Source organism: Streptomyces sp. NPDC002476, from assembly GCF_042889785.1.
Classification (GTDB): domain Bacteria; phylum Actinomycetota; class Actinomycetes; order Streptomycetales; family Streptomycetaceae; genus Streptomyces.
The window spans coordinates 21,067-47,595 of the sequence record NZ_JBIARH010000007.1 but is presented as its reverse complement, the minus strand read 5'-3'; the positions used below and the strand labels follow the sequence as shown (position 1 = coordinate 47,595).

The 26,529-nt window shown below is 69.4% G+C and carries 31 protein-coding genes; 16 read left to right on the top strand and 15 right to left on the bottom strand.

The features are described from left to right. Positions 1-37: 37 nt before the first annotated feature. From ACFYXM_RS10660 to ACFYXM_RS10645, 4 genes are all read right to left on the bottom strand, one after another. Positions 38-751, bottom strand: coding sequence for a lasso peptide biosynthesis B2 protein (locus ACFYXM_RS10660; protein WP_389288609.1), 714 nt, complete (start codon positions 749-751; stop codon positions 38-40). Beyond that, the gene (locus ACFYXM_RS10655) at positions 748-2,619 is read right to left on the bottom strand and encodes an albusnodin/ikarugamycin family macrolactam cyclase (protein WP_389288608.1); all 1,872 of its coding nucleotides are present in this window, start codon (positions 2,617-2,619) and stop codon (positions 748-750) included. Before ACFYXM_RS10655 ends, ACFYXM_RS10660 begins: the two co-directional genes overlap by 4 nt. A gap of 88 nt (positions 2,620-2,707) precedes the next feature. Continuing rightward, positions 2,708-2,854 (bottom strand): hypothetical protein, encoded by a 147-nt coding sequence (locus ACFYXM_RS10650; RefSeq protein WP_389288607.1) that lies wholly within the window; start codon positions 2,852-2,854, stop codon positions 2,708-2,710. A gap of 58 nt (positions 2,855-2,912) precedes the next feature. Beyond that, positions 2,913-3,044, bottom strand: a complete 132-nt coding sequence (locus ACFYXM_RS10645) for a hypothetical protein (RefSeq protein ID WP_389288606.1) — start codon at positions 3,042-3,044, stop codon at positions 2,913-2,915. 215 nt (positions 3,045-3,259) lie between these two features. Here ACFYXM_RS10645 and ACFYXM_RS10640 point away from each other — a divergent pair, with 215 nt between their 5' ends. After that, on the top strand, positions 3,260-4,612 hold the full coding sequence (locus ACFYXM_RS10640) for a transcriptional regulator (RefSeq protein WP_389288605.1): 1,353 nt from the start codon (positions 3,260-3,262) through the stop codon (positions 4,610-4,612). A 204-nt stretch (positions 4,613-4,816) separates the two neighbouring features. Here ACFYXM_RS10640 and ACFYXM_RS10635 read toward each other — a convergent pair whose 3' ends face one another. From ACFYXM_RS10635 to ACFYXM_RS10615, 5 genes are all read right to left on the bottom strand, one after another. Continuing rightward, entirely contained in the window at positions 4,817-5,299 is a 483-nt protein-coding gene (locus ACFYXM_RS10635; protein WP_389288604.1) for a hypothetical protein, read from the bottom strand. Then, positions 5,296-5,652, bottom strand: coding sequence for a hypothetical protein (locus ACFYXM_RS10630; RefSeq protein WP_389288603.1), 357 nt, complete (start codon positions 5,650-5,652; stop codon positions 5,296-5,298). Before ACFYXM_RS10630 ends, ACFYXM_RS10635 begins: the two co-directional genes overlap by 4 nt. Before the next feature lie 314 nt (positions 5,653-5,966). Then, on the bottom strand, positions 5,967-6,848 hold the full coding sequence (locus ACFYXM_RS10625) for a helix-turn-helix domain-containing protein (RefSeq protein WP_389288602.1): 882 nt from the start codon (positions 6,846-6,848) through the stop codon (positions 5,967-5,969). A 300-nt stretch (positions 6,849-7,148) separates the two neighbouring features. After that, entirely contained in the window at positions 7,149-7,622 is a 474-nt protein-coding gene (locus ACFYXM_RS10620) for a hypothetical protein (RefSeq protein WP_389288601.1), read from the bottom strand. Between the two features lie 88 nt (positions 7,623-7,710). Continuing rightward, positions 7,711-8,214 (bottom strand): ATP-binding protein, encoded by a 504-nt coding sequence (locus ACFYXM_RS10615; RefSeq protein WP_389288600.1) that lies wholly within the window; start codon positions 8,212-8,214, stop codon positions 7,711-7,713. A 231-nt stretch (positions 8,215-8,445) separates the two neighbouring features. Between ACFYXM_RS10615 and ACFYXM_RS10610 the strand changes: the two genes are divergently transcribed. The 4 genes from ACFYXM_RS10610 to ACFYXM_RS10595 all read left to right on the top strand — a co-directional run bounded on the left by ACFYXM_RS10610 (position 8,446) and on the right by ACFYXM_RS10595 (position 12,490). Then, positions 8,446-9,825 (top strand): helix-turn-helix domain-containing protein, encoded by a 1,380-nt coding sequence (locus ACFYXM_RS10610; protein WP_389288599.1) that lies wholly within the window; start codon positions 8,446-8,448, stop codon positions 9,823-9,825. Positions 9,826-9,862: 37 nt separating this feature from the next. Next, positions 9,863-10,765 carry a phosphotransferase family protein gene (locus ACFYXM_RS10605; protein ID WP_389288598.1) on the top strand — a complete coding sequence of 301 codons (903 nt, stop codon included), beginning with the start codon at positions 9,863-9,865 and terminating at the stop codon, positions 10,763-10,765. Between the two features lie 815 nt (positions 10,766-11,580). Next, positions 11,581-11,931 (top strand): hypothetical protein, encoded by a 351-nt coding sequence (locus ACFYXM_RS10600; RefSeq protein WP_389288597.1) that lies wholly within the window; start codon positions 11,581-11,583, stop codon positions 11,929-11,931. A 376-nt stretch (positions 11,932-12,307) separates the two neighbouring features. Beyond that, positions 12,308-12,490 (top strand): hypothetical protein, encoded by a 183-nt coding sequence (locus ACFYXM_RS10595; protein WP_389288596.1) that lies wholly within the window; start codon positions 12,308-12,310, stop codon positions 12,488-12,490. On the opposite strand, the gene ACFYXM_RS10590 is transcribed toward ACFYXM_RS10595, so the two are convergent. Continuing rightward, positions 12,474-12,830, bottom strand: coding sequence for a helix-turn-helix domain-containing protein (locus tag ACFYXM_RS10590; RefSeq protein ID WP_389288595.1), 357 nt, complete (start codon positions 12,828-12,830; stop codon positions 12,474-12,476). The two genes, ACFYXM_RS10595 and ACFYXM_RS10590, sit on opposite strands and share 17 nt — an antisense overlap. Before the next feature lie 425 nt (positions 12,831-13,255). Here ACFYXM_RS10590 and ACFYXM_RS10585 point away from each other — a divergent pair, with 425 nt between their 5' ends. From ACFYXM_RS10585 to ACFYXM_RS10570, 4 genes are all read left to right on the top strand, one after another. Next, positions 13,256-13,777 (top strand): hypothetical protein, encoded by a 522-nt coding sequence (locus ACFYXM_RS10585; protein ID WP_389288594.1) that lies wholly within the window; start codon positions 13,256-13,258, stop codon positions 13,775-13,777. 326 nt (positions 13,778-14,103) lie between these two features. Beyond that, positions 14,104-14,739 (top strand): hypothetical protein, encoded by a 636-nt coding sequence (locus ACFYXM_RS10580; protein WP_389288593.1) that lies wholly within the window; start codon positions 14,104-14,106, stop codon positions 14,737-14,739. 478 nt (positions 14,740-15,217) lie between these two features. After that, positions 15,218-16,117 carry a hypothetical protein gene (locus tag ACFYXM_RS10575; RefSeq protein ID WP_389288592.1) on the top strand — a complete coding sequence of 300 codons (900 nt, stop codon included), beginning with the start codon at positions 15,218-15,220 and terminating at the stop codon, positions 16,115-16,117. Further along, positions 16,110-17,561: a hypothetical protein gene (locus tag ACFYXM_RS10570; RefSeq protein WP_389288591.1), complete on the top strand. Its 1,452-nt coding sequence runs from the start codon at positions 16,110-16,112 to the stop codon at positions 17,559-17,561. The genes ACFYXM_RS10575 and ACFYXM_RS10570 overlap by 8 nt, the downstream gene beginning before the upstream one ends. Before the next feature lie 85 nt (positions 17,562-17,646). Here the strand turns inward: ACFYXM_RS10570 and trxA are convergent, their stop codons facing one another. Genes trxA through ACFYXM_RS10555 form a run of 3 tightly spaced genes read right to left on the bottom strand, consistent with a single transcriptional unit; the run spans position 17,647 to position 19,387 of the window. Beyond that, the gene (gene trxA, locus ACFYXM_RS10565; protein WP_389288590.1) at positions 17,647-17,970 is read right to left on the bottom strand and encodes a thioredoxin; all 324 of its coding nucleotides are present in this window, start codon (positions 17,968-17,970) and stop codon (positions 17,647-17,649) included. A gap of 23 nt (positions 17,971-17,993) precedes the next feature. Continuing rightward, positions 17,994-18,977, bottom strand: coding sequence for a thioredoxin-disulfide reductase (trxB, locus tag ACFYXM_RS10560; RefSeq protein ID WP_389288589.1), 984 nt, complete (start codon positions 18,975-18,977; stop codon positions 17,994-17,996). Then, positions 18,974-19,387, bottom strand: coding sequence for an arsenate reductase ArsC (locus tag ACFYXM_RS10555; RefSeq protein WP_389288588.1), 414 nt, complete (start codon positions 19,385-19,387; stop codon positions 18,974-18,976). The genes trxB and ACFYXM_RS10555 overlap by 4 nt, the downstream gene beginning before the upstream one ends. Positions 19,388-19,479: 92 nt before the next feature. On the opposite strand from ACFYXM_RS10555, the gene ACFYXM_RS10550 reads away from it, so the two are divergent. The 5 genes from ACFYXM_RS10550 to ACFYXM_RS10530 all read left to right on the top strand — a co-directional run bounded on the left by ACFYXM_RS10550 (position 19,480) and on the right by ACFYXM_RS10530 (position 23,565). Then, positions 19,480-19,788: a helix-turn-helix transcriptional regulator gene (locus tag ACFYXM_RS10550; RefSeq protein ID WP_266753388.1), complete on the top strand. Its 309-nt coding sequence runs from the start codon at positions 19,480-19,482 to the stop codon at positions 19,786-19,788. Beyond that, positions 19,785-20,906: an ACR3 family arsenite efflux transporter gene (gene arsB / locus ACFYXM_RS10545; protein ID WP_389288587.1), complete on the top strand. Its 1,122-nt coding sequence runs from the start codon at positions 19,785-19,787 to the stop codon at positions 20,904-20,906. Before ACFYXM_RS10550 ends, arsB begins: the two co-directional genes overlap by 4 nt. Beyond that, the gene (locus ACFYXM_RS10540; protein WP_389288586.1) at positions 20,906-21,130 is read left to right on the top strand and encodes a DUF2180 family protein; all 225 of its coding nucleotides are present in this window, start codon (positions 20,906-20,908) and stop codon (positions 21,128-21,130) included. The genes arsB and ACFYXM_RS10540 overlap by 1 nt, the downstream gene beginning before the upstream one ends. Further along, positions 21,127-22,191, top strand: coding sequence for an ArsO family NAD(P)H-dependent flavin-containing monooxygenase (locus tag ACFYXM_RS10535; protein ID WP_389288585.1), 1,065 nt, complete (start codon positions 21,127-21,129; stop codon positions 22,189-22,191). Before ACFYXM_RS10540 ends, ACFYXM_RS10535 begins: the two co-directional genes overlap by 4 nt. A 66-nt stretch (positions 22,192-22,257) precedes the next feature. Further along, on the top strand, positions 22,258-23,565 hold the full coding sequence (locus tag ACFYXM_RS10530) for a hypothetical protein (protein ID WP_389288584.1): 1,308 nt from the start codon (positions 22,258-22,260) through the stop codon (positions 23,563-23,565). Between the two features lie 4 nt (positions 23,566-23,569). On the opposite strand, the gene ACFYXM_RS10525 is transcribed toward ACFYXM_RS10530, so the two are convergent. Then, positions 23,570-24,244, bottom strand: coding sequence for an NAD(P)-binding domain-containing protein (locus ACFYXM_RS10525; protein WP_389288893.1), 675 nt, complete (start codon positions 24,242-24,244; stop codon positions 23,570-23,572). Between the two features lie 36 nt (positions 24,245-24,280). On the opposite strand from ACFYXM_RS10525, the gene ACFYXM_RS10520 reads away from it, so the two are divergent. After that, positions 24,281-24,577, top strand: coding sequence for an ArsR/SmtB family transcription factor (locus ACFYXM_RS10520; protein ID WP_389288583.1), 297 nt, complete (start codon positions 24,281-24,283; stop codon positions 24,575-24,577). 31 nt (positions 24,578-24,608) lie between these two features. Here the strand turns inward: ACFYXM_RS10520 and ACFYXM_RS10515 are convergent, their stop codons facing one another. After that, on the bottom strand, positions 24,609-24,974 hold the full coding sequence (locus ACFYXM_RS10515; RefSeq protein ID WP_389288582.1) for an ArsR/SmtB family transcription factor: 366 nt from the start codon (positions 24,972-24,974) through the stop codon (positions 24,609-24,611). A 104-nt stretch (positions 24,975-25,078) separates the two neighbouring features. Here ACFYXM_RS10515 and ACFYXM_RS10510 point away from each other — a divergent pair, with 104 nt between their 5' ends. Next, the gene (locus tag ACFYXM_RS10510; protein ID WP_389288581.1) at positions 25,079-26,473 is read left to right on the top strand and encodes an NAD(P)-binding domain-containing protein; all 1,395 of its coding nucleotides are present in this window, start codon (positions 25,079-25,081) and stop codon (positions 26,471-26,473) included. Positions 26,474-26,529 lie beyond the last annotated feature (56 nt).

The window sequence follows — 26,529 nt, the reverse complement described above, 5'->3', positions numbered from 1 at the left end:
CCATACGGGTGGTTGCGGGTGGCGAGGGGTGGCGAATTCAGTTCGAGTGTTCCACCTCCAGAACGGGTACGTACGGCCAGACGCGGTCCTGGGGGGCCTGCCCGATGACGCTGCCGTCGGCTTCGATCCACGCGTGCGCGCCATGCGGGAGGAAGGACGCGCCCAGCACCCAGCGGGTGCGCCGCCCGGTGAGGGCGGCGGCGAGGAAGGTCCCCAGCGACTCTTCCAGGCACGCTGCCCTGCCCGGCCAGGCCCGGGCGGCACGCCGTACAGACGCGTGTACGGCATCGGCTTCGGCTGCAACGGCAGGCCGTCCGGGGAGCTTTGCGGCGGCGCGTGTGACTGCGATGGTGCACCGCAGGGGTGCGCAGCGCAGCAGGACGAGGGCTGCGGCCAGACCGGTGCCCGCGGCGAGGCGGGTACACAACCCGGACGGGGCGGTCGCGGGGAAACGGACCTGGGGCGGGGTGCGGGGCTGAGTGCGGTGGGCAGGGCACAGAAGCCGGGCTCGGTGCAGGTCCTGGGTGAGGGCGGTCAGGTCGGTCCGGACCTGAGCGGGGTCGATGCCGCGCCCCGCCCAGTGGGAGACGAGCGTTTCGACGGCGGTGTCTTGCGGTGTGCCTGCGGTGATGTCGGCCCACAGGCGGGTGCCGATGGGGTCGAGGAACCGCCACCGGCCGCGGCCCGGGCGCGTATCCAGCAGCGCGGCGCCGTGCGATGTGACGGCGCAGTACACGTGGGACCGGTTCACGAACCCTCCCGGGCGGGGGTGGGTGCGGCATCCCACCAGGTGTCGCGTCTGGTCGGGGTGGCGGTCAGCCACAGGGTGGTAACGATGAACTGGTGCAGCGAGCCCAGAGGGGCCATCTCGCCGCGGGCGGCGCCGTCGAGCGCGGACAGGACCCGGGCCGGGTCGACGAGGCCCGACTGGGTCAGCGGTGATGCGCTGATCAGGGAGCGGAGAGCGGGAGCGTTCGCCCGCAGCCCGCGGTGGACGGAGCCGGTCATCGGTGTCTTCGTCCGGCGCCGCAGAACAAAGTCGGGTACTGACGAGGACAGCGCTGCCCGCGCGAGCGGCTTGAAGTCCCCCGGGCGCCAGCGCTGCCAGCCGGGCACCGCGAGACAAGCATCGACGACCGGCCCGTCCAGGTACGGGGCGTGGACGGGCAGCCCCCACCGCTGCCGGCTGATCTGATCGTAGGTGGAGTGCTCCTGGCCCATGCGCTCCAGGCCGATCCGTTCGTGCTCCGCCCCCGGCAGCAGCAGACTCTCGCCTGCCGAATCCGCGGTCTCGTCCACGAGCTGCGCCACGGCGCGCCTTCCTGTACCGGTCAGCCACTGTGCCGACGGGAGCGGCCCGCACCACGCCAGGAGTTCACCGGGCTGCAGAAAGGCGTGACCATCCCGCCTTCCCTGCCCTTCCAGGGCGGCGGCGAGGCGGGCGAGAGCCATCCGGCCCGGTGTACGTGCGGTACGGACTGCCTGGGCAACCACAGCATGGACCGGTGCACGCCGGTCCCGGGCGAACGCGTACAGGCCCCGCCAGGCTTCGCGACGCCGGCCGCTGAGCGCCAGATCGACAAGAGAAAGCGGGATCGAGTCGAGCACATTGTCCCCGCCCCGGCCGGTCAGATGCAGCCGGGACCCGTGCGCCACGGCCGGGGCGAGCTGCGCCCCCTTGATCGCGAGGAGCCCCATGCTCAAAGAAGGCTCGTCGGTGACCGGGAGGCAGGACGGATCGTTCAACAGGCCGAAGTGCTCCACACGTTGCGCGCTTCCGTCGATCCGGACGTGCCTGATGCTCTCCGGGTATGCTTCGGCGACACGGCGGGCGTAGACGTCGTCGTCCTGTCCGGCCAGGTACCGGTCGGTGTAGGTGACGGACAGGACCTTGGTGTGCTGTGCGGCGAGGCTGGTGACGGCGCTGCTGTCGATACCGCCGGACAAATCCGAGGTGACGGCCCGGCCGGTGACGCGCCGGCGCACCGCGGTTTCCAGATGCGCGGCAAGTTCCTCGGCTCCCTCGGCAAGATCGAGGCCGGCGTAGCGGCGGGGAACGACCTCTGTCTCCGGGGAACGCCCTGGAGCCAGGACGAGAGCCCGTCCCGGCGGCACTCTGCGGACGTGCTCGAAGTAGGAATGGGTGCCGAGGTGATCCATCCCGTGAACCGCCACTGGGGCGAGAAGCCGCACCACGTCGGGCCGCGCACCCACGCAGGAGGCCAGGACGACGGCGGATGTGGACCACAGCACAGTGTCACCGCGCAGCACCCAGTACACGACGTGCACACCGGCCCGGTCCCCCATCACCCGCACCGTCCTGCCTGAGCGCACCACGCCCAGGTACGAACCCGGCAGCTGAGCCGTACGGGCCCAGTCGCCGCGTTCGGCCGCGTCACGGGCCTCCCACAGCTCACCCGCCGTTGCCAGGCACTCACCGACGACGGCTACCTCGCCTACTCCCCCGAGGGCGGGACTACTGCAGCGGACGCCAGAAGAGGAGTGGCCCACCACCCACAACGACGTGCCTTCGAGCGGCACCTCGACGCCTCCCCTCGGACGACACTGCGCCGCGGCCGCCGACTGGCCGGCGGCGAATGATCCGACGACGTATCTCACACCTGTCTCCGTTCTTTCGCGGTACCGCGATGGCGCAGGGGCGCCCTGGCCCCCGTCTGAGCGGGCGGCCAGGGCGCGGGCGTGCCTGTTACCAGTTGGAGTAGTACTGGGTGTCGTCCGGGTTGTTGGCGCCGGCGTGGCCGAGCGTCGCTTCCGTGACGGTGCCCAGCTCGCTCACGACGGGCGCACCGTAGGCGACGTCCTCGCTTGCCGGGATGGTGTCGATGGTCTGCATGAGTGTCCTCACTCCTGGATGGACCTGATGGGTGTCGAGCAGGTAGTCCTGACCCTGCTCATTCGAAGTACTGGGTGTCGTCGGCCTTGTCGAAGCCGGCATCTCCCAGAGTGACCAAGGCAGTGCCCAGCATGCTCACTGCCGGAGTCACGTACTGCGCGGTCTCGCCCAGTTCAGTGGCGAGTTCCATGGCGCACCCTTTCTTGACTACAGAATCCGGTGCACAGCCCCGGGCCCGCGGTGCCCTTCGGCCTGCACACAGACAACACCGCCAATCGCATGCGCGGAAGGCCCAGAGGTGTTGCCTCCGTGTTGCCTCTCTCCTCCCAACTCGACCTCAGAGGGCGGGACTTACCCATACTGGCCAGGTCAGCAAGGCACGTCCCCGAAGGGGTGTACAGCCCAATGCGAACCACTCATCCGAGGCACTTACTCGCCGCCGTCCGCCAGGCCTACGGACTCACCCTCGCCCAGTACGCCAACGCCCTCGCCGTGCGCGCCCGGATCATCGGGTACGGCGCCATTGTGTGGCGCAGGGAGAAGATCTGCCGGTGGGAAGCCGGCGCAATCCCCGAGCTCGCCGCGCAGCTGGTCATCGCGGATCTTCATGGGGTCGACCCAGAGCAGGTGAAAGCAAGAGGATGGCCCAACTGGCTGTACCTCGCCCTGCCCGGCCCCAGCCCCTGGGCACCATTCGCACCGGAGGTCACCTTGTCCGCTCTCGACGACCTGGCCGCCGCCCCGACACACACCAACCAAGGGGCTCTTCTGCCCGACGACGTCCTCAGGGACCTGACCGACCGATGGACCCGACACGTACAGCAAGCCATCGAATGTGGAAAATCCGGCGGCTACATCGGCGTCGAAGTCACCACCGCCCTCCACGCACGTATGACCGCCCTCTGGCACCTCGACGACTCCATGGGTGGCGCCTCCTGCATCACCTCCGCACAAAGCGACCTGCGCATGGTGACACGACTGCTCCGCCACTCACGCCACACAGGACAACGCCGCACCGACCTCCTGCACCTGGCCGCCGAACACGCACGCTTCCTCGGCTGGGCCCACTTCGACTCCGGCCACCACCACGCAGCCCAACGCGCCTGGCACACCGCCCTGCGCGCCACCGCAGAATCCCCAGAACCCGCGCACAGCGCCTACCTGCTCTCCAACCTCGCCCTCACCACCATCTACGACGGCAACCCCACCCAAGGCAGCGCCCTCCTCACCACAGCCCGCGACATCGCCGGCACCCGCACCACCCCCCTCGTCGCCTCCATGATCGACACCTGGCGCGTACGAGCCGCCGCCGCCGAAGGCGACTCCGCCGCAGCCGCCCGGCACCTGCTGCAGGCAGAACACGAATACGAACGTGCACGCCAAGGAGACGAAAACCCGCCATGGGCCTACTGGATGGTTCGCCCGACTCACATGGCAGAGACCGGCCGCGCGTTCCTCGACCTCGGAGACCCCGTCACCGCCGAAAAGCTGCTCACCGAAGGCATCGCAGCACTACCCGCTACCGCCCTGAGGGACCGAATCCTCTACCTGGTGTGGATCGCGACCGCCCAGGCCCGCCAGCACGCCCTGGACACCGCCGCGACCACCGCACACGCCGCCCTGGACCTCGCGCCGCACGTCAGCTCAGGCCGCTGCGCCGACCTGTTCTCCGACATGGCCGCCGAACTCAAACCTCACCTGACCGATCCCGGGATCGCTGACGTGATCGACCGCCTCAACACACCGCAACGGACCTGAGCCACCGCATCAACCCCCGGGCCACTGCCGAGGGATTCTGCCTATGCGTCCATGGGGCACCGGTCGGCGGCCCTGGGCTTCACTGCGCTCGTACAGCCCAGCCCTGCGGGTAATCCGCTTTCCTGCTCTTCCTGACTGCGGCCGTTCCTTGCTTTCGCTTCGCTGAAGACAGCCGCCCCGCATGGTGCGGGGCGGCCGGTCGGGTCAGGTGGCGGGCTGCTGGTCGAGGGCGTTGCGGATCCGGTTGGCGGTGTCGCGGTGGTTGGCGGTCCAGGGGGCGCCGGCTTCGATGAGGTCGGCGAGGCACCGTACGCGGTTGATGGCGTCGTCGGAGCGATCGCGGGCGGCGACTGCCTCGCAGGTGGCGTCGTTGTGCTCGGCGAGGGCGATGGCCTCTGCGTCGGCCTCGCGTAGGGCCTGTTCCAGCTCGGCAACGCGGGCCTCGGATCGTTGCTGCGTCCGATGCTGCTCGGCGGCGCATGTCCGGCATCGTGGACTGGTCCAGGAAGAGTCCAGGCGCTTCCGTGCTGCGTCCAGTTCGTCGTAGAGCTGGTCGAGATCGGCGCTGGTCTGCCGGGCCACTTCCGGGCTGGTGTTGGCGATCAGGTCGTCGAGGGATTCGAGGGCGCGCTGGGCGGCCGAGCGCAGACGGGCGGCGTCGTCAGCGGGGATGGGTGTGGTGGTCACGGGGTCCTCCAGGTGGTGGATACGGTTGGATTGCGCCCGCCCCCGAGTCCGACGGGGCGGGCGCGCGGCGTGTCACGGGGTGGGCCCTCCCGCTCGGCTACTGCGGCGAGGTATGCGGCCGACTTCCACGCAGGGTCATCGCTGGGGGCCGGGAGCAGCCCGGCCGCGACGGCGGCGCGCACCCACTCGCGCGCTTCGGCGCTGACGGCTTCGGGGTTGTCCTTGCCGAGGATCAGCCAGTCGGTGCGGGTGCCACCGGTCCGCATGCGCCATGCGGCCTCGGCGAGGTGCGGGATACGGGGGTCGGTGGCGTAGTGCACGGTCTCGGCAGCGGGCGGGTCGAGGTGAGCCATCAGGTCCTCCAGGTGAGTTGGTGCTGCATGGGTGGGAGGGGGAGTTCGGTCTGCCCGTCGACGTGGTGGTTGGGGTGTGGGGTGGTGATGCGGGGCAAGTGCGCGGCCGACCGTCGGGCATTGGGGCAATGCAGACACCTGTTGTGCAGCTGCGCCGCGCGACCGAGGGCCTTGACATGCTTGCGGCAGACTGCGGTGGTGGTCTGGTAGAAGCAGTCGCTCAGGGCATGGTTGCTTCTGGCAATGTTCGGGGATCCCGTCCACTGGAACACGGACCTCGCCTTTCCGGAGCGGGCCGTGTGGCAAGGGGAGGTTTACGAGGACCCCCTCGTCTGGTCGGTCGGGGTGCGGCCGTGTGGTGAACGTCGGCCGGGCTGGTGGGCGCGGGCGGCTTGCCTCAGCTGGTGGAGACTCCACTGGGCCGGGAGTGCTGTGCGGACGGCCTCCTCCAGCAGCTGGCGCTCGGCCACCGCCCCGAGGCCGTTGCATACGCTTCCCTGTGCCCCGCCACGGTGGTCGACGACGACGATCTGGCGGCGCAGCCGGTCGGCGGCGCTTCCGTCCCAGCCCCATGCCGTGTGCGCGTATTGGGCCAGCGCGGGCATTGAGAGGTCGAGTTGTTCCGGGACGAGGTGCACAGTGATGGCGCCACTGTCGGAGAGGCGGATGAGATGGGACAAGTCGGCCGTAGTCGCTTGTCCTAGCAGTCCCTCGGCCAAGAGCAGCACCATGGGGCGGCGCCCGCCAGGTGGCGCCTTTCGTCGGTCTGAAGCAGCGGGCGCCGGTAGGGCTGCGAGGGCGAGGGAGGGCGGTGTCAGCGGGTCGGTGCTGTAGACGAGGGCGGACTGAGATCCGGCTGCCAGCGCGTCCAGCCACACCTGGGACAGCGTGAAGTCGTCGAGCCGGTGCTGGTGGCCGGACCGGGCCAAGAATGTGAGCGCCTCCCGTATCTCGCGGACGGGTGTGCCGTAGGCGGTGAGCAGGATGCGTGCGGTCGAGGCGGGCAGTGGGAGCCGGGCCCTCTCCAGGTCACTGATGCGGCTGGCCGATGTCTCGACGATGTCTGCGGCCGTCTGCATGCTCAGCCCGGCGAGCGTCCGGTGATGACGCATCAGCGCGCCGACCAGGACCGGAGGCAGGGAGGGGGCGTCACAGTCTGGTGCGCACGGCGCGGAGGTGGGGGTGTTGGTGGTCATGGATGGGTCGCCGCACGCACTTGCCGAGTGGAAGTGGTGGGTACTCGCGGTTCTGGGGGGTGGAGCTGCGGGGGGCGGGACACGGGACTTCGTCCCTTTCGTCTGTTCGGTTGGTGCCCGGGCTGGCGCGGCCCGGGTGAGCGGTCATGCGGCGTTCAGAACGCAGGATTCGTTTACGGGTGGGGTCGACTTCGGGGAGGCCAGCTTGAGGGCGGCGCGGGCCTCTCGATGGCGGGCCAACGGGGCCGACGCGGAACGGAGCGCACTTGGGGCGCATGTGCTGAGAGGCAACAGCGCCGCTCAGACGCGACAGGTCTCTCGAGCCTGCCAGCCGAGCTGCCGCTGTGGCGACCGCATGCGCGACCGCATGCGGCAGAGCGCGTCGTGCAGAGCCCGTGCCGCCGTGGTGGCGGGAAGTGCGGCCTTGGGGGATGCCACCCACTGAGTTCGGCATCCCCCGGACGGACACTGAGCGGCCGTTCCGCTGCTGCACTCAGCCTGCGAAGGCCACCACCAGTCGGCTGTGCCGGACTCGACCGGCACAAAGAGCCGTAAGTGAGTCAGGCAGTACTTCAGCGGTCCGACCATCGCTTCCGTGTCGGCGAGGTAGTCGATCGTCGGCAGGCCCAGTCCAAGGCCCATCCCCACGATGTCGTAGGACGGCGGAAGCGCGTTTTCGGGCGTCTCACCCAGACACAGCCAAGAGTGGCGGCTACCCGGCAAAATAGGCACCCCGTCGTTCACGAGCGGGAGGCTTTCCAGGATGTCGTTCATGATGGTCCGATCGGATACAGGTGCCCAGGCGAACCGGGGCATGCGGAGCGTGCGGGTGGGCGGCACGCTCTTGTTCGGCTGATCAAGGTCACACGGCCTGAGGCAGTACGGCGGCTCCCAGGAGCCAGAACGCCCATACGTCCTTCCCGTGGGCTTCGTCCTCGCCTCCGTCCTTCCTCGGAACCGCGGTCCAGGCGTCGGCCTCCGCATCGACAAGGACCAGGCCACGCCCGTGTGCGGCGTACGCGGGCGGCCTGACTGCCGTGAGCGGCGGCATCCTGCAGCAGTTGTCGCTCACCCTCAGCCCAAGCGCGATGGGGGACTTCAGGAGCGCGACGTCGACGAGTTCACTCTCGTCCAGGGGGCGGGTCCGGGCGTGCAGAACAGCGTTGGTAAACAACTCGCTGACCGTGAGGACAACCCGGTCGATGAAGGTGCCAGGCTCGCGGAGATCCCAGACCCGGAGCTGATTCCGTACCCAGTGCCGGACATCGCACGTGGCGGTGCCGTTGCTCTCGACGGGCAGAACAGCGCGGCTGACGTCGTTCCCGGCCAGTGCAGTCAGGAACTCACGGGCGGGCAGAGATGCCATCGTCCACCTCCGGGTCTTGATGGCCGGCGCCGGGGCACGGCGCCGGCGCGCGTCGGGGTTCGGGAGCAGCACGATGCAGCACGGGCATCCGGACGACAACGCCACGCATTTCACGGATCCGTGATCTCTTCACGGTTTTAGGTAATGGGATGGTCAAGAAGTCATGGTTTTCACGCAGAGTGCGCAGCGCATCACTACGCTCCCCTCCCGAGAGTCATGCAAGGAGGGGCCATGGACCACGAGCCTCACCGGCCGTCCTGCGCTAAACAGCTACGGGAGACTGGCCTTCGGCGAGGCGAGCCGGTCCAGGAGATCGCCCGGATCATCCATGCCCACTGCGCGGTGTCCCTGCTGCGTGCTCACCGCCTGGCCCGCGGCCTGACACTCAAGACGGCTGCCGGAGCCCTCAATGCCCTTGCTGTGCAAGCAGGATGGCGGAAGGCCCCGCGGGTGAGCGACGAGCAGTTGCGTCTCTGGGAGACCGGCAGTCATCAGCCGCGCAGAGCCACAGTCCAACTGCTGTGTGATCTCTACGAAACCACTCCCCACGACCTGGCCCTGGGGACTGCGGCACCCCAGCCCATATCGGCGGCCCCTGCCGCGCCCGGTCAGAGCCTTCCCGCACGGACCAGCCTGCACGAGCCCCAGGCCGTCGGCTCGCTACAGCACGTTGACGAAGCCCGGCGCAGCGTGGACCGGACCCTCTCGATCGGCACCGTCAGCGCGAACCAGCTGGACCTGCTGGGCGAGCAAGTGCTCTGGGCGCGAGAGCGATACGTCTACACCCCGCCCGCGCCCATGCTCACGGTCCTCCTGGCCCACCTGGAGGAGGTCCGACGCCTGGCAGAGCATCGGCAGCCGGCCGTCGTGCAGGTCCGCCTTTCCGAGCTGACCGCCGTGCTCGCCACGTTGGTCGCCGATGCCCTGATGAAACTCGGGCAGCTGACCAGGTCGCAGGCCTGGTACGCCACGGCGCGTGACGCCGCAGACGACAGCGGAAATACCCATCTCCGGGCCCGAGTGCGTGCGCAAGCCGCGATGCTGCCCTACTACTACGGGCCCATCGAGGCGGCGGTTGCCCTCTCCACGGAAGCCCGGATCATCTGCCGCAACCGGCCCTCCGCGACCGCGGCCTTCGCCGCGGCGGCCGAAGCGCGCGCGCTGGCCAGACTCGGCGATACCAGAGACGCCGAGGTCGCACTCCAACGCGCTGTCACCCTGTTCGAGGCCACCGCAACCGGAGGCCAAAACGACGCCTTCGCCTTTCCCGAACGACGATTCAGGCTGTACGAGAGCGGAACCCTCACAGCCCTCGGCCGGACGAGGCAGGCCCGCGAGGCCCAAGAAGCGGCTCTCCGGCTCTATCCGGAGAAGACCGGCATCGATCCGGCCCTCTTGAGACTCGAGACAGCCCTCTGCCTGGCACACGACCGCAGCCCCACCGAAGCATGCCAGCTGGCGGGGATGACGCTGCTTCGGGTCGACCCCGAGCACCACACGCCGATTCTCGTCGAGCGGGCCCGCGAGGTCATCGGGGCCCTGCCTCCTGCCGCACGAACCGGCTCCGCGGCCACGGACCTTCGCGAGATCCTCGCCCTGCCCCGCAGCTGAACGTGACAGCGGCCCCGGCATCCGTCAGCCTAGGCGCATGATAGCCACGGCGCCGGCCCCCGGCGGCTTCGAAAAGTCCGAACTCCAGCAGATCTTGAAGAGTGCATGTGCGGCCGTCGGTCTCGACTGCTCAGCAGCCCGGCTACTGCGAGGACACACCAACGCAGTCGTCCACCTCGAAAAGGAAGGGGTCGTCGCCAAAGTCGCCCGGCGCGGCACCCCCATCGCCGACGTCGAACGGACCGCTTCCTTCGTCCGCTGGCTCATGCAAGCCGGCTTCCCCACCGCTCCGTTGCACCCCATTGACCAGCCCATCATTGCGGACGGCCACGCCATCACCCTCTGGAAATACCTCCCTCAGCCCGAACACCCGGTCTCCGCAGCTCAGCTTGCCGGGCCGCTGCGCCACCTCCACACGCTCCCCCCGTCCCCCGTCGTTCTTCCAACTCACGACCCCTTTGCCGAGATCCGCCGATCGCTCGCGGCGATCGCCTGCCTTCCCGCAGACGCGACAGTCTTCCTCGCCGACTACACCGACCGCCTCGAGGAAGAGCTTCAAGCAGTCGAGTTCACCCTGCCGATGGGGGTGATCCAAGGGGACCCGCAGCACCGAAACGCCCTGCATACCGAGGGCGGAGCCGTGCTCTGCGACTGGGACACAGTGGCCTACGGGCCACCGGCGTGGGACCTCGTGACCGTGGAGGTCCATTGCAGGCGATTCGGCCACGGGAACGACCACTACCAGGCATTTGCCGAGGCCTACGGTTGGGACGTCACCAACTGTGCCGGCTACCAGACCCTCGCCTCTGTGCGCGAACTGCAGATGATCACGACGAACGCCAAGAAGGTGCCCTACGCCCCCAGCAGCCTGACCGAAGTCCTGCGACGAGTAGATGGGCTCCGTCAAAACGACAAAATCTCTGCCTGGAACATCCTCTGAGCTTGACTCTGAAGCTTCTATAGATCGTCAAGCTGAGGTGACCCGAGGTTGGACCCCACCTTGTCGGTCTGCTGCCGCGCGTACGCATGGTGCCGCAGAATCGCCCTCTCCGGCGACCTATCGAAGGCCGAGACCCACCGGCAGTAGCCCCTGGGGCCCGCGCTCCGGGAGGCTGTGTCATGGTTTGGTGACGCTACCGCCTTCAGGCTGGCACAGGCCGACCATGGCCGCCGGTGGGGTCGGGGACCCGAGTTTCTCCGTGTCCGCCGTTTCCCGGGTGGCAGTATGGGCACCAGGGGTTGTACATCCGGTGGAATCGGTTGACGAACGTCTGCGCCCCGATGAGCGTATTAATGGCGATGGTCGCTGTCGTGTAGATGGGCGTACCGCTGAAGAACAGCTGGGACGTGACAGCGGCGAGTGCGGCCATCCAGAAGAAGCGTCGGCTCTTGTGCTCCACGCTGAAGATCCAGCTTCTCCTGGCAGCGTACTCGGGGGCGTCGACGCGGAACTCGGCGACGCATGGTTCGCACAGTTTTCGCGTGGAGTTGTCGAGCCAGACCGGTCCGCCGCAGCAACTGCCCTGCCCAGGGGCATGATTCAGGAGTACCGCGGGATACCTCTCTCAAAGAGAGGAGGTGCCGGATGGCAGGGGCCACGGGTCTGGTCGTGGCCGCGCTCGGTGTATGCGCGGTAGCGGTGACCTGGGTGCTCCCGCGGGCTCGGGTGACATCGCGCGGATCGCGGCACGGTCCGGCGCGGTCGCGAGAAGCGCTGACCGGTCGGCCGGTGCTGCCCCGCCGGGGCCAGGAGCCGTGAACGTTCGGCGGACCCGGCCGAGGCCGGGTGTGGTCCTGGACGGGGAGATCGTCGTCTACCGGGCCGGGCGGCTGGATTTCGGGGCGGTGCAGCAGCGGGCGGCGAGCGGGCAGGTCCGCGCGTACGCTCTTGCCCGGGAGGCGCCAGCCTCGTTCGTGGCGATCGACCTGGTGCGGCTGCTGGCCGAGGTGTCCGCCGAGCCGTCAATCCAGCCGATCCCGATGACGACGGACCCGGACGAGGCCCGTGTCGGGGCTTGTAGAAAACTCCGTCGTCGCAGGTCGAGGGCGAGCGCCTCAGGGCGGGCGCAACGGAAGGCTACGGTTTTGGGAACGCTGGGCCTGTAACTGCTGGTCAGGCCGCTTTGCTGGCAATCGACTTGAATGAGTTGTAGTTGCCTCAGGGGTTCAGTGCACTGGTTGGTGTGAGCGTGCCTGAGTGTGGTGTGACCTTGAGCCTGGGTGTATGGGCCCGGTTGCTTCGTGTTCACAGCGGATCGTTTTGATCGCCTTGTTGTCGTGTGACAGCAAGGCGGTTCTGTTGTGCTGTCCTGCCGATGCGGGGGCGTGGTGTCCTGTGCGGTTGCCTGTTCCTGACGCGGGTTCCGTCACGGGTGTGGTGCGGCGGTGGGCCGAGCGCGCCGCTGTGGGCGCGGTGACGCGAGGCACGGTAACGGGGCGTCTGCGGGCGTCTGGGCGGGGTGGCGGCCTGTGTGAGGCGGATGTGGTCATCCTGAAGGCGGCCGGGCTGGTGGATGCGCGGTTGGTCGATGTCTCGGCGCGGTGGTGGCCTGTGGCGGGTTTGGCCGAGGCAGGCGTGGATCTGTTCCCCGCGGAGCTGGGGCTGCTGGTCGAGGGTTACGTCCAGGGCTGGATTCCCGATGGGGTGATCACGCTGGACGCGTAGGGCCGGGTTCGTGGGGTTTGTCGTGCTGGGCTGCGGCGCGGACGGCATGGAGGCCGGGCCACAGCTGGTGGTTGAGGGCGTCTTCGAGGCGGATGAGGGTGCCGATGTCGGGCAGGACTTCGCCGGTCAGGACGCGGGCGACAGTGGAGTGGGCGACGCCGGCAAGGTTCGCGATGTCACGCAGGGAGTGCCCGCGGGCGCGGAGGACCTGGTCGAGGTCGCGGGCCAGGAGCAGGCTGCAGTGGGCGCTGAGCGGGGCTTCGGGAATGAGGTCGGCCTGGGGCCAGTCGCCTTGGAGGATGTAGCGGCGGGGGGTCTTGTCGTTGCTGCTCCTGGGCACGGGGTGATGATGTCACGGCCTGGCGAGGGGTTTTGACCACATGTGCGGTCCGATGGGGGTCCGTCGACACCGGTGCTGGGCCGGGGTATGCGGGGGTGAAGCCCTTGCGTGTGCCGGCGGGCGGAACGCCGCTGTGTTCCGGGCCTGCAGGAGGAGTGGCTTCGGGGGTGCGGGCGAGGGTGCGGCGACGCAGGCTGCCGGGCAGTGGCGCTGGCCTGGCGGCGTTCCTCAACTGCTGGTGTGTCCAGCGGTGTTGCATTGCAAGGGCGGCGGCTTCCACACGGGCCACACCTCTGCGGCCAGGCCCGTGGCGTCAACTGGAGCGCTGCCGGTACACCCGTTCTTGCAGTCTTTGAGCTTTGGGCTACGGATGCAGCTTCCGGGGCGGCTACGTTGACGTCACGTGCAGTCGAAGGAGGGGCGGGATGGTGGTGGCGCCGAGTGCAGCGGGGCATCCGCAGCTGTCCCGTCTGCAGCGGGCCTTCGAGGGCGAGACGGCCAGGCGGGCAAGGGCCCGGGCCGTCAGGGAGCAGGCCGAGCTCGTTCTTCGTCAGGCTCTGGAGGATGAGCAGGCCGCGGATGCGCGGATTCTTGCGGTGCAGCGGGCGGTGGAGGCCGCCGAGCAGTATTTCTCCCGGCTCGCACAGCCCCGGGAACAGGCGCCGCGGGACACGGCGGACGCCTGGACCTCGGGCCCGGAAGGATCCACGCGGGCACGGCCGACCATCGACAGTGCCGTCCTTGCGGTGCTCGCCCCGGGTGGACCGATGACGCTCGCCGACATCTACGCAGGCGTGGCAGGTGTGCGCCCCGGCACGAAGAACAACAACATCCGCTCGTCGCTGGACCGCCTGCGAAGGGTGAGGCGGGTGGAGCGGGCCGGGCCGTTCCGGCAGGGCCTGTACCGGATCGCCGATCCGGAGAAGGCGGGCCCGGCACACAACTGAAGAGCAGTGAAGAGTCCCTCGCGGAAGGGGGACCACCGGAGTATCTGGGAAGTTCTCCGGTGGCCCCGTGACGCGTCAGCTTGAGGACCCACGCATCGTGAACGAGCGTAGGACATTGCGCGGTCACGAAGGCGGTCCTCAGCTGGATACCCCCGTAAATGACGAATCCTTGAGGACCCCGCCATGAATTCCACCCCCTTTTATCCAACTTCACGCGCATATGACGTGTGTGCTGTGGTTGACGTTTGGCTTGACGCGGGAGAGCGGCTGTGACCCGGGCGTCCCGTGCCGGGTGTCCGGAGGGCTGGGCGCCGCCGACCGGGCGCATGGGGACCGAGAAGCAGATGGAGCTGATCGCCGCGATCGCCGACCTCGGGGGCGAGGGGCGTGTGCCGGTGGAGCAGGACGCCGTGACCCGGCGCGCAAACCTGTCGCCGAGCACCATGTCCGGGGTACGGGCGTTCTTCGAGCAGGCGGGGCTGATCGAGCCCGGCCGCGGCACCTGGGCGGTGACGGAGGCGGGGCTGCGGTTCGCGCGGCTGCGGTCGGTCGATTCGGCCCGGTCCCGCCTGGTGCTGCGTGAGCTGTGGCGGGGGCAGTGGTTCGAGCAGGCCGCGCTGGACTTGCTGAAGGACGGCCCGCTGGAGGAAGGGGTCCTTGCCGGCCGGCTGGGTGAGGGCCTGACGGGCGGCCGTGAGCGATGGATCTACCTGGTCGAGTGGCTGGTCCATGCGCTGATCGTGCACCGTGACAACGGGCTGGTCGCGGCGCCGGGGACCGCCTGGGACGCGACCGCGGGCAGTGGCGGGGTGCGGGCGGACGGGCCGGTCATCTTCGATCCGCTCATGACGTTGCCGGACGAGGAGCTCGCGGCGCTGCCCACCGACCGCTTCGTGGCGCTGATGGACACCTACCGCACCCTGTTCACCTCGCTCACCCCGCCGCCCACCGGCGGCGCCTGACCCCCGCGCGCGCCGCCCGAACCCGAACCGGACGCCTGGCCGTCCGGCCTGCCCACCGGCCGGGCGGGCAGGCGGGCGGTCCGTCCCGTGTTCCGCAGCCCCGCCTCCTCGTGGCGGCATGCGCCTTCCCCTCTTTCCTTCTTGCTTCTCGTCGGGCCGCCGCACTGTGCCCGCGGACCGTGCTGCCCTGTCACCGGCATGGAGTCGCCCATGCCCCAGTTGGCTGACGGTCCGTCACCTCGATGCGCGGTCCGGGTTGCCGTGGAGATCACCCGTGCCGAATCTGTCGCATGTATGGAACACCAGCTCATGTCCTGCCCCGGACGGCCGTGAGGGCCGCCCCGCACGGCGGGAAGGGGGTCTGCCCGTGCTGGTGCCGCCCGAACGAAGGATCTACCAGGTGGGTTGCGACGTTTCTCTGCCCCATGCTCTTGACCGTGTCCGTGACCTGTGGGGCTCGATGACGGCCCGCGGGGAGATGACCGGGCAGACCCTCGACAAGTTCACCCTGCTGCTCAACGGCCGCTTCGCCCGCTACGCGCGCCTGAACGGGGCGGTCCTGCTGGAAGATGTCACCGCAGGCCTCGTGGAGGACTTCGTGACCGCTCGGGGGCGTTCGCGCCACGGGCATGTCAGTGACGCGGCCGTGGCCACCATGTACCTGCGCCGCTCGGTCCTGCGCAGCGCCTACCGCGGGCTGCGGGAGCTGGGGCTGAGCAACCAGGATCCGGCGCGGGACATCGTGCTGCCTGCCCGCACGGGTGGTGAGGTGCGGCCGTTGTCGGAGGGCGAGGTCGTCGATCTGCGTCACCAGGCCTCGTTTGTCGCCCGTCCCAGCCGTCACGGTGCGGCCGCCGCGCTGGCCCTGTCCGGCGGTCACAGCGGGGAGATCGGCCATATCCGGGTCAGGGACCTGGACCCGGAGGGCCGCCGGGTGTGGATGCACGGCTCCACCAAAACCGACCCGCGCTGGTGCCCTCTGGACGACTGGGCGCTGGTGACGCTCCAGGGCAGGGCGGAGTTCGTCGCGGCCCGCCAGGTGCACGCCCCGTCCGCGCCCTGGGCCCGTCTGGCCGTGTCCGACCACGACGCCCCGGACTGCAACCTGCAGGCCCGTGCGTGCGTGGCCCTGCGCGACCTGCTCGTGCGGATCGGCCTGGGCGGTGAGGCGGACGTCAAACCGGCCTCCGTCACCGCGTGGGCCGGGGTGGAGATCTTCGAGCGGACCGGCCGCATCGAACAGGCCGCCCGGTGCCTGGGACTGCGGTCGCTGGACCGGGCCGCCACCGTCATCGGCCACACCTGGCGCCCCGCCCCCGCCCCCGGCTGCGGCCCGGGTGGCGGTGTCGTGCGGGAGGGAGGGGAGTGCGGTGCCTGACGACGTCTTCGGCGAGCCGTTGCCCGCGCTGGTGCGGCCGCGCCGCAAGCGGCAGCTGACCGATACCGAGCAGCGCAGCGTCACACAGCGGATCGAGGACTGCCTCGACTATCCCGTCATCTACGAACTGGCCGAGCTTCTTCCTCCGCCCGGTCATGTCGGCTGCCCGCGCCGCTACCCGCCCCTGGTCTACCTCCTGCTGGCCTCCCTGATGCCGGTCACCGGCTCCAAGCGCTCCGCTGTCGGGGCGCTGACCACTCCGGCGCAGTGGAGCCGTGTGCGTGCGGCGGTGCGCCGGCATGCCGGGCGGCGTGCTGCGGCGCTGCTGGCGCCGGCTCCGCCCAGCCGCGCCCAGTACCTGTATGCCGAGGAGAACATCCTGGCCCCGCACATCGACATGCTGCAGGAAGCCTTCGCGCACCATGCCCTGCAACAGGCTGTGGCTCAGGGCCTGTTCCCGGCCGGGGCTGCACGGAACTGGGCCGGGCCGCGGCGCGGGCAGCTGCTGGCGGGGGACGCCACCGTTCCCAAGTCCCCCTCCAAGGCCGAACAGGCCACCACCGAGGACACCGCGACCGGCAGGGTCCTCAGCCACCGCGTCGACCCGGCCGCCCGGGTGTATTACGAGAACGGTGAGAAGGCCAAGCGTGCCGCGCGCGGTACGAAGTGGTTCTTCGCCTCGGGGCGCGAGGACGGGTACTGGCGGCGCGTCATCCTCGCCTTCCACCATGTCGCCGGCGGTGCCTACGAGGACGAGGCCGCCGTCGCGGTACGCACCTTCACCCACCTGTCCTCGCACCTGCCCGGGTGCATGGGAGTGCTGTACGACGGGGCCTTCCGCGGCACCCACCGCGACGCCCTGGCCCGCCAGGGCCTGCTGGTCATCAACAAGCAGCACGGCTCCACCGTCCCGCGCGCCTACGAACTGCTGCGCTACGGGCGCTGCCGCCACGACCTGTGGTGCCAGGACGGGCGGATCGCCGAACGTATCGGGCTCGACGACGGCACCAGCCACCTCGTCCCCGTCCCCGTCACCCGTCTCGAGCCCCGCCTCGGGCCGGCGAAGAGCCGCTGGTACCACCTGCTGCGCATCCCCTGCCGCCACGGCGCCCACACCCACCGCGTGCCCGTGGCCATCACCACCACCCCCGCCGACCGCACCGGCACCGACCGCGCAACCGGCAGGCCCCGCCCCAGCGATTTGGAGCGCGAGTTCCACCGTGCCGAGCACCTCCAGCAGATCCCGCAGGACACCCGCGCCCACCAATTGCTCTATCCCTACCGCAGCGACGCCGAGTCCCTCCACAACCAGCTCGACCAGAGCCTGTGGAACCGCCGCATGATTTCCTACGGCCTGGCCCGTCAGAAGGTCTACGTCCTCGGCTTCGCCCTCTCCCAGAACGCCACCAGCCACCGCCTCCACCAGGACAGAAACGGGCAGTGAGACCGCCGGTGACAAGAAAGGACCAAGAGCAGGACGCCGTCGCTTCCCGGCAGAGCCTGGCTCTGCCGGGAAGCGACGGTGGTGATCAGCTGATGAAGTCTGCGAGGTCGCGTTCCAGTGCGGCCTTGGGCTTTGCGCCGACGATGGTCTTGGTGACCTCGCCGTCCTGGTAGATGTTCATCGTGGGGATGGACATGACGCCGTACTTGGCGGCGGTGGCCGGGTTCTCGTCGATGTTGAGCTTGACGATTTCGATCTTGTCGCCGTGTTCGGCGGCGATCGCCTCCAGGGAGGGGGTGAGCTGGCGGCACGGGCCGCACCAGCTGGCCCAGAAGTCGACGAGCACGGGCTTGCCGCTGTTGAGGACTTCCTCGTCGAAGTTGTCGTCGGTGACGCTCTTGAGAGCCATGGCGGCCTCCTGTTGCGGGTGGTTCAGACGGTGGCCGGGGCCTTGGCCGGCTCTGCGGTGTTCTCGGTGTCGGCGAGGGCGGCGAGGTAGCGCTCGGCGTCCAGGGCGGCCGCGCAGCCGGAGCCGGCAGCGGTGATGGCCTGGCGGTAGGTGTGGTCGACGACATCCCCGGCGCCGAAGACGCCGGGAATGTTTGTGTGGGTGGAGGGGGACTGGACCTTGAGGTATCCCTCGTCGTCCAGGTCCAGTTGGCCCTTGAACAGTTCGGTGCGCGGGTCGTGGCCGATCGCGATGAACAGTCCGGTGGCGTCGATGTCGCGCGTGGCGCCGGTGAAGGTGTCGCGCAGGGTCAGGCCGCAGAGCATGCCGTCCGCGTCCTTGATCCCGGCGATCTCGCTGTCGAACGCGAAGGAGATCTTGTCGTCGGCGAACGCGCGGTTCTGCATCACCTGCGAGGCCCGCAGGGCGGAGCGGCGGTGGACCACGGTGACCGACTTCGCGAACCGGGTGAGGAAGGTCGCCTCTTCCATCGCGGTGTCGCCACCGCCGACCACGACGATGTCGCGGTCACGGAAGAAGAACCCGTCGCAGGTCGCGCACCAGGACACACCCCGCCCGGACAGCTCGTCCTCCTTGGGCAGGCCGAGCTTGCGGTAGCCGGACCCGGTCGCGATGATCACGGCCCTGGCCCGGTGGACGGTGCCGGCGGTGTCGGTGACGGTCTTGATGTCTGCGGTGAGATCGACTTCGACGATGTCGTCGTCGATCATCTCGGCGCCGAAGCGCTCGGCCTGGGCCCTCATGTCCTCCATGAGCTGCGGACCCTGGACCCCCTGGGGGAAGCCGGGAAAGTTCTCGACCTCGGTCGTCGTCGTCAGGGAACCCCCGACGAAGATCGCACCGCCGAAGACCAGGGGCTTGAGGTCGGCGCGGGCTGTGTACAGCGCGGCGGTGTAGCCGGCCGGACCGGAACCGATGACGATGACGTTGCGGATGTCGGCGCTCATGCCGTCTTCTCCGGGGCGATCTCTGCGATCAGGCCCTCGACGAGGGTCTTGATCTCGTCGCGGATGGGCCGGACGGCCTCGATGCCCTGGCCGGCCGGGTCCTCCAGCTTCCAGTCGAGGTAGCGCTTGCCGGGGAAGACTGGGCAGGTGTCACCGCAGCCCATCGTGATGCAGACATCCGACTCCTTCACCGCGTCCACGGTGAGGATCTTCGGGGTCTCGGCAGAGATGTCGATGCCGACCTCGGCCATGGCCTCGACCGCGGCCGGGTTCACGGCGTCGCCGGGGTTGGAGCCGGCGGAGCGGACCTCGACGCGGTCCCCGGCCAGGTAGGTCAGCCAGGCGGCGGCCATCTGGGAGCGGCCGGCGTTGTGGACACAGACGAACAGCACAGAAGGCTTTTCGGACATGGTGATTGTTTCTCTCCACTAGGACGACATCAGCCACAGGTGACATCACGGTCCACTGGTGTCAGTGAACGATGATGTGAAAGTATCAGTACATGCTGACTTCAGTCGATCCTGATCTGATCCGGGTGCTGGGCGATCCGCTCCGCCTCCAGATCGTGACCCTGCTGGCCCGCGAGACGCTCTGCACGACGCACCTGGTCGAGGAGACCGGAGCGAAGCAGACCAACCTCTCCAACCACCTGAAGGTCCTGCGCGAGGCCGGAGTGGTTGAGACGGAACCGTGCGGCCGCTTCACCTACTACAAGCTGCGCCCCGAGGTCCTGGCCGGCCTCTCCGAGCAGTTCGCCGCGCTGGCCGAGTCCGCCCGTACCGCAGCCGAGAACAAGAGGGCCTGCCCGTGACCTCCACCGAACCCACCACCAGCGCCGCCGCCACGGCGGGCGGGGACGACTCGATCGTCAAGAAGCTTTCCACCCTCGACCGCTACCTCGCGGTGTGGATCCTGCTCGCCATGGCCGTCGGCCTGGGCCTGGGGCGGCTGATCCCCGGGATGAACGACGCGCTGGCGAAGATCGAGATCGGCGGGATCTCCTTGCCGATCGCGCTCGGCCTGCTCGTCATGATGTACCCGGTCCTGGCCAAGGTCCGCTACGACAGGCTCGACACCGTGACCGGCGACAAGAAGCTGATGGTGTCCTCGCTGGTCATCAACTGGATCGTCGGCCCGGCGGTGATGTTCGCACTGGCGTGGATCTTCCTGCCGGACCTGCCTGAGTACCGCACCGGCCTGATCATCGTCGGCCTCGCCCGGTGCATCGCCATGGTCATCATCTGGAACGACCTCGCCTGCGGCGACCGCGAAGCCGCCGCCGTACTCGTCGCCCTCAACAGCGTGTTCCAGGTCATCGCGTTCGGTCTGCTGGGCTGGTTCTACCTCGACCTGCTGCCCCGGTGGCTGAACCTCGGTGACGGACAGGGCCTGGACGTCTCCGTCTGGCACATCGCGCTGAACGTCATCATCTTCCTCGGTATCCCGCTGCTGGCCGGCTTCCTCACCCGCCGCATCGGCGAGCAGAAGATGGGCCGCGAGAAATACGAGGCGAAGTTCCTGCCGAGGATCGGCCCCTGGGCCCTGTACGGGCTGCTTTTCACGATCGTCATCCTGTTCGCCCTCCAGGGGAAGACGATCACCTCACAGCCCCTGGACGTGGTCCGGATCGCACTGCCGCTGCTGGTCTACTTCGCGATCATGTTCTTCGGCACCTTCCTGCTCGGCAAGAGTCTGGGGATGGCTTACGACCGCACGACGACCCTGGCGTTCACCGCGGCGGGCAACAACTTCGAACTGGCCATCGCCGTCGCCATCGCCACCTTCGGCGTCACCTCCGGCCAAGCCCTGTCCGGAGTCGTCGGCCCGCTCATCGAGGTACCCGTCCTGATCGCACTCGTGTACGTCGCGCTGGCCTGGCGCAAGAAGTTCAGCCCCGCAGCACTCACCACCCCGGGAAGGGACATCTGATGCACTGCCTCGACTGCCGCACCACGGGAACGAACAGCCCCACCGTCGGCGTCTGCCAGAGCTGCGGAGCCGGAGTCTGCGCGACGCATGCCCGCATCGCGACCCGGAGCGTGCGTCGAGGCAGCCTGATCGGCACCCCCGCCGAGGCCCAGGCGCGGTCGGTGCTGTGCCCGGTGTGTGCCGCAGCCGAGGCACCGGCCGCAGCGGCACTGGCCGCCCCGTGACCGGCACGGTGGACGTGGTGGTGATCGGCGGCGGGCAGGCAGGGCTCGCCGCCGGCTACTACCTGCGCCGCAAGAAGCTGGACTTCGTGATCCTCGACACCCAGAAAGAGCCGGGCGGGGCCTGGCAGCACACCTGGTACTCCCTGCACCTGTTCTCCCCGGCCGCGTTCTCCTCTCTGCCCGGCCGGATCATGCCTGCCCAGCCCGGCGAGGAGTACCCGGACGCCGGGCACGTGGTGGAGTACCTGACCGACTACGAAACGCGCTACGGCCTGCCCGTCCACCGCCCGGTCCGCGTCCAGGCGGTGCGCCGGGACGCGGACCGGCTGCGGGTGGAGACGGACACCGGCACCTGGTCGGCGGGGGCGGTCGTCTCGGCGACCGGCACATGGTGGCGCCCCTTCCTGCCCGCCGTCCCCGGTCGGGAAGTCTTCACCGGCCGTCAGCTGCACACCACCGGCTACCGCAGCCCGGCCGACTTCGCCGGACAGCGGGTCGTCGTGGTCGGCGGCGGGAACTCCGGCGCCCAGATCGCCGCCGACCTGGCGGTGGTAGACGACGTCGACCTGACCTGGGTCACCCAGCGCCCGCCCCGCTTCCTCGCCGACGACATCGACGGCCGCGCACTCTTCGACGCCGCCACCGCCCGCCGCCGCGCCCTGGACGAGGGCCGCACCGACACCGGCGGCGTCGCCTCGCTCGGCGACATCGTCGCCGTCCCACCGGTCCGTGCCGCGCGGGACGCCGGACTACTGAAGGCCCAGCCGATGTTCGAACGGCTCGTCGCCGACGGCATCCGGTGGAGCGATGGAACGTCTGCACCTGCGGACGCGGTGATCTGGTGCACCGGCTTCCGCCCCGCCCTCTCCCACCTCGCCCCGCTGGGCCTGCGCGGGGCTCGCGGCCACATAGCCACCGACGGCACTCGCGCGGTCGGCGAGCCACGGCTGCATCTGCTCGGCTACGGCGACTGGACGGGGCCGGCCTCCGCGACCCTCATCGGCGTGGGGCGCCCCGCCCGCGACGCCACTGCGGACATCGCGAGGCTCCTGGCTCGGTGACTCCCAGACCGGTGGATCACGGAAAATCCGGACGCCCTGGGATCTGGAAAGCGTCTAATGGGCGCTGTGACCGCATCTCCCGCCCTGTGGCGCTTCATTGACGACAACGACCCCGCCGCTTTCACCCTGATCGTGGACACCCCCGCAGGTCCGCACGTGCGCCGAATACCGCCGGCCATGCCGCTTCCTGCAGACGCCGAACCGGGCATCGGTGCCGAAGAGGCGGCCCATGCCGCCGCAGCCATGTGGGGCCTGCCCGATTTCGTGTTCCAGTCCGCGCTCACTCGCAAGGGCTCCGGGCAGCGCGAATTGGGCGACCGGTTGTTGCTCAGCGGCAAGCGCGGCGCAGTTGTCCAGATCAAGAGCCGTACCGTCAAGCCGAAAACGGATACGGAGGAACGTGCCTGGATCCAGAAGGTGACGACCAAGGCAATGCGGCAGGCGAAGGGGACCGTTCGCACGCTGCGCCTTCAGCCGTCCGACATGGTCAACGGACGAGGCCGCACCCTGCCCGTCTCGGGCGAAGCCTATGAGTGGCTGGCCGTGTCTCTGCTGGATCACGACCACGTCCCGGACGAGACGGTGCCGACCTGGGAACCGATCGGCATGCCCGCCCTGACCTTGACCCGTCGCGACTGGGATTTCCTTTTCGATCAGCTGCGCTCCACCACTGCGGTACTGAACTACCTGTTCCGTGCCGCCGCGGAGCCGCCCGTGGCCCTCGGCGACGAACCGGTGCGCTACTACGAACTCGCGGCGGCCGACGCCTCAGCACCACCCGCAGAATTCGACACCGAACTCGTCGGGCCGGGCGGCACGCAGTTCACTACGCCTCTCCTGCCGCAGGTACCGGCCGGATCGGGTGAAACACGCGCCCACCTGATAATCCGGTTCATGCTCGAAGACGTGGCGACCAGCATGCTGCGCGATGCCGTCACCGAAGCCGACCGGCTCATGGTGCTCGCCGAACTCGACCGGCTCCCAGTCGGCGTCCGGGAGGAATGGGGCCAGCTGCTTCTTGACATGCTGGACGACGTGGCACAGGTTCCCGAAGGCCACGTGAAGTGGCGCTCCCGGCGGCAACTGCACGAGGAGACAGATGGATACCGCCAGATGCTCTTCACGTGCGCCACACGGTTCGGGAAGGACGTCGAGGCGTCATTCGGAAGCTATGTGATGCTGCGCCATCACGAGGTCGGCGAACGGACCGGGCGTCCGGAAGCTCTGTCCAGCCTCGGTGTGATGCTGACTCCGAACCATGACGGCCAGCGGCCTTGGGACACGACACTGATCCGTGTCCAGGGCCCAAGCGGCCTCACTCCAGACGAACTGCGCGAGTTCGACCGACTGTGGAACGACGGCGCCACCACCTGATGCGTCATCGGCGCGTCCGTGACAGCTGGCCCAGGAGGCGGCCGGCGTCGCGGCCGACTCCGCGCAGGGTTTTGGACGAGAAGCTGCGCTGGAACTCCATGCCGACGAAGCCGAGCCCCGGCACCGCGGTGGAGAGGCCGCCCCGGTGCAGTGGCTCGCCGTTCGTGCCAAGGCCGCCGCTGTCGTGCAGGAAAGGGAACGTGACGCGGTATCCGGTGGCGAGCAGGACCGCGTCGACCTCTTCCTTCGTTCCGTCGGCCCACACGACGCCGTCGGCCGTGAAGTGGCTGAACATGTCGCGTCGGTCGACGCCGTGCTGGTCCAGGGCGGCGCGGTAGTGGCCGTCATCGAGCACCGACACCGGGACCTTCTTCAGCAGTTGCCGGATCGGTGCGATGTCGAAGCGGGTGTGCTTGAGCCACCAGTGCAGGTCCCGGCCGAGCGGGCGCTGGGGTGTCCATCCGATCGGGCGCCGGGTGGCCAGGGTGGTGTCGGCGGCCGGGCCGAGTTCGGCGGCGATCTGGATCGCGGAATTGCCCCCGCCGACCACGACGACCCTCTGCCCGGCGAACACGTCCGGGCTTCGGTAGTCAGCGGCGTGCAGCACCCGGCCGCCGAAGTCCGCCCGCCCGGGAACGTCCGGGACAAAGGGTGTGCCGTAGTCACCGGTCGCGGCGATGACGGCCCGCGCGGTGAACTCCCGCCCGTCCTCGGCGTGGATCCGGCGACGGCCGATTTCCTCAAGGCCCTGGCCAGTGAAACCCGTCAGAAGGTGATGCAGCAGTTCGCCGACGGGATCGAGTTGACGGTCGGCGAGATCGCCGACCGCTGCACACTGAAGCCGTCGACCGCGTCGGAGCACCTGAGCCTGCTGCGCCGCGGCGGCCTGGTGGTCTCCCGCAAGGAAGGCAAGCAGGTCTTCTACCGGGCCGACGGAGCCACGATGGCCCAGCGCGTCTCCGCCCTCCAGGCGTATCTGGCGCGCTGCTGTCCGCCCGACTGCGCCGGCTGACCGACGGCCGGCGCGGCCCGCCGACCGTCGGTCAGGTGCGCAGGTCGAGCATGGCGGACATGGCCGCCACGACGGACGGTGCGACCTGGTAGTACACCCAGGTCCCGCGCCGCTCGGAGGTCAGGAGCCCGGCCTCGCGCAGCTTCTTCAGGTGGTGGGAGACGGTCGGCTGGGAGACGCCGACGTCGGAGATGTCGCACACGCACGCTTCGCCGCCCGGATGCGAGGCGACCTTGGAGAACAGGCGCAGCCGCACCGGGTCGGACAACGCCTTGAACATCGCGGCCATCTTCTCCGCGTCGGCCTGCGACAGCTCCCCGGCGGTGATCGGCGGGCAGCACGGCACCACAGCCCCCGCGTCCAGGACCGGCAACTCCGCAATCTCTGACTTCGACATGTGTCTATGTTGACACTCGTCGATACCCAGTGGCAAGCTCCAGACATCGACAGAAATCGAAACAGTGGCCGGAGCGGCCGCCTACCTCGGAGGACATCACCGTCATGACCACCACTGCAGACCTGCCGGTCGTCGTCATCGGAGCCGGCCCCGCCGGGCTGGCCGCCGCCGCCCACCTGGTCGGCCGCGGCATCGAACCGCTGGTGCTGGAAGCCGGAGACGCCGCCGGAGCGACGGTGCGCGACTGGTCCCACGTGCGGCTGTTCTCCACCTGGGGCGAGGTCACCGACCCGGCCGCCGAGAAGCTCCTCGCCCCGACCGGCTGGACCAAGCCCGACGCGGCCACCTACCCCTCCGGCGGGGACTGGGCCGAGCAGTACCTCCAGCCCCTCGCCGACGTACTCGGCGACCGTGTCCGCACCAGCGCCCGGGTGACCGGCGTCTCCCGCACCGGCCGCGACCGCATCGTCGACGCCGACCGCGAGACCCAGCCCTTCGTCGTCCACTTCACCACCGCCGACGGCGGTGAGGATCGCCTCTTCGCCCGCGCGGTCATCGACGCCTCCGGCACATGGTCCACCCCGAGTCCGGCAGGGGCCAGTGGCCTTCCCGCACTCGGCGAGAAGACGGCGGCCGACCGCGTCACCTATCGCGTCCCCGACCTCAAGGACCCGGCCGTCCGCGCCCGTTACGCCGGCAAGCGCACCGCCGTGATCGGCTCCGGCGCCTCCGCGTTCACCGCCCTGGCCATGCTCGCCGATGTCTCGAAGGACGAGTCCGGCACGCACGCGGTGTGGATCCTGCGCCGTGGCATCAGCGGTTCCACCTTCGGCGGCGGCACCGCCGACCAGCTCCCCGCCCGCGGCGCCCTCGGCCTGGCTGCGAAGGCCGCCGTCGACAACGGCCACGCCGACGCGGTCACCGGTTTCCGCACCGAGGCCATCGAGCGTGACGAGGACGGCCGCCTGGTCCTGGCCGGCGAGGACGGGCGCCGCCTCGACCCGGTCGACGAGGTGATCGTGCTGACCGGTTTCCGCCCCGACCTGTCCTTCCTCTCCGAGATCCGCCTCGGCCTCGACGAACGCCTCCAGGCCCCCACCGAGCTCGCCCCGCTGATCGACCCCAACCAGCACTCCTGCGGCACCGTCTACCCCCACGGCCACCGCGAACTCTCCCACCCCGAACCCGGCATCTACCTGGTCGGCATGAAGTCCTACGGCCGCGCCCCCACCTTCCTCGCGAGGACCGGCTACGAGCAGGTCCGCTCCATCGTCGCCGCGATCGCCGGCGACCTGGAATCCGCCGACAAGGTCGAACTCACCCTCCCCGAAACCGGAGTGTGCGGCGGCTCCGGCATCTTCGACGACCCGGCCACCGACCAGACCGACGGCGGAGGATGCTGCGCTGCTCCGGCACCCGCTCTCGTAGAGATCGGCGTCGGCACCTCTCTGCCGGTCGCGGCCGCCGAGGAAACCCCGTCGTCCGGCGGCTGCTGCTGACCTGATCCCGGCGCCCCGGCCCCCGACGGCCGGGGCGCTTCCACCCCTGTGTCAGG

Bases quoted from the DNA above. Each gene is read 5' to 3' on its own strand.
- ACFYXM_RS10650 (WP_389288607.1), bottom strand. From the start codon at position 2,854: ATGCAGACCATCGACACCATCCCGGCAAGCGAGGACGTCGCCTACGGT.
- ACFYXM_RS10645 (WP_389288606.1), bottom strand. From the start codon at position 3,044: ATGGAACTCGCCACTGAACTGGGCGAGACCGCGCAGTACGTGACTCCG.
- ACFYXM_RS10640 (WP_389288605.1), top strand. From the start codon at position 3,260: ATGCGAACCACTCATCCGAGGCACTTACTCGCCGCCGTCCGCCAGGCC.
- ACFYXM_RS10630 (WP_389288603.1), bottom strand. From the start codon at position 5,652: ATGGCTCACCTCGACCCGCCCGCTGCCGAGACCGTGCACTACGCCACC.
- ACFYXM_RS10625 (WP_389288602.1), bottom strand. From the start codon at position 6,848: ATGACCACCAACACCCCCACCTCCGCGCCGTGCGCACCAGACTGTGAC.
- ACFYXM_RS10620 (WP_389288601.1), bottom strand. From the start codon at position 7,622: ATGAACGACATCCTGGAAAGCCTCCCGCTCGTGAACGACGGGGTGCCT.
- ACFYXM_RS10615 (WP_389288600.1), bottom strand. From the start codon at position 8,214: ATGGCATCTCTGCCCGCCCGTGAGTTCCTGACTGCACTGGCCGGGAAC.
- ACFYXM_RS10610 (WP_389288599.1), top strand. From the start codon at position 8,446: ATGGACCACGAGCCTCACCGGCCGTCCTGCGCTAAACAGCTACGGGAG.
- ACFYXM_RS10605 (WP_389288598.1), top strand. From the start codon at position 9,863: ATGATAGCCACGGCGCCGGCCCCCGGCGGCTTCGAAAAGTCCGAACTC.
- ACFYXM_RS10585 (WP_389288594.1), top strand. From the start codon at position 13,256: ATGGTGGTGGCGCCGAGTGCAGCGGGGCATCCGCAGCTGTCCCGTCTG.
- ACFYXM_RS10580 (WP_389288593.1), top strand. From the start codon at position 14,104: ATGGGGACCGAGAAGCAGATGGAGCTGATCGCCGCGATCGCCGACCTC.
- ACFYXM_RS10575 (WP_389288592.1), top strand. From the start codon at position 15,218: ATGACCGGGCAGACCCTCGACAAGTTCACCCTGCTGCTCAACGGCCGC.
- trxA (WP_389288590.1), bottom strand. From the start codon at position 17,970: ATGGCTCTCAAGAGCGTCACCGACGACAACTTCGACGAGGAAGTCCTC.
- trxB (WP_389288589.1), bottom strand. From the start codon at position 18,977: ATGAGCGCCGACATCCGCAACGTCATCGTCATCGGTTCCGGTCCGGCC.
- ACFYXM_RS10555 (WP_389288588.1), bottom strand. From the start codon at position 19,387: ATGTCCGAAAAGCCTTCTGTGCTGTTCGTCTGTGTCCACAACGCCGGC.
- ACFYXM_RS10550 (WP_266753388.1), top strand. From the start codon at position 19,480: ATGCTGACTTCAGTCGATCCTGATCTGATCCGGGTGCTGGGCGATCCG.
- ACFYXM_RS10540 (WP_389288586.1), top strand. From the start codon at position 20,906: ATGCACTGCCTCGACTGCCGCACCACGGGAACGAACAGCCCCACCGTC.
- ACFYXM_RS10515 (WP_389288582.1), bottom strand. From the start codon at position 24,974: ATGTCGAAGTCAGAGATTGCGGAGTTGCCGGTCCTGGACGCGGGGGCT.
- ACFYXM_RS10510 (WP_389288581.1), top strand. From the start codon at position 25,079: ATGACCACCACTGCAGACCTGCCGGTCGTCGTCATCGGAGCCGGCCCC.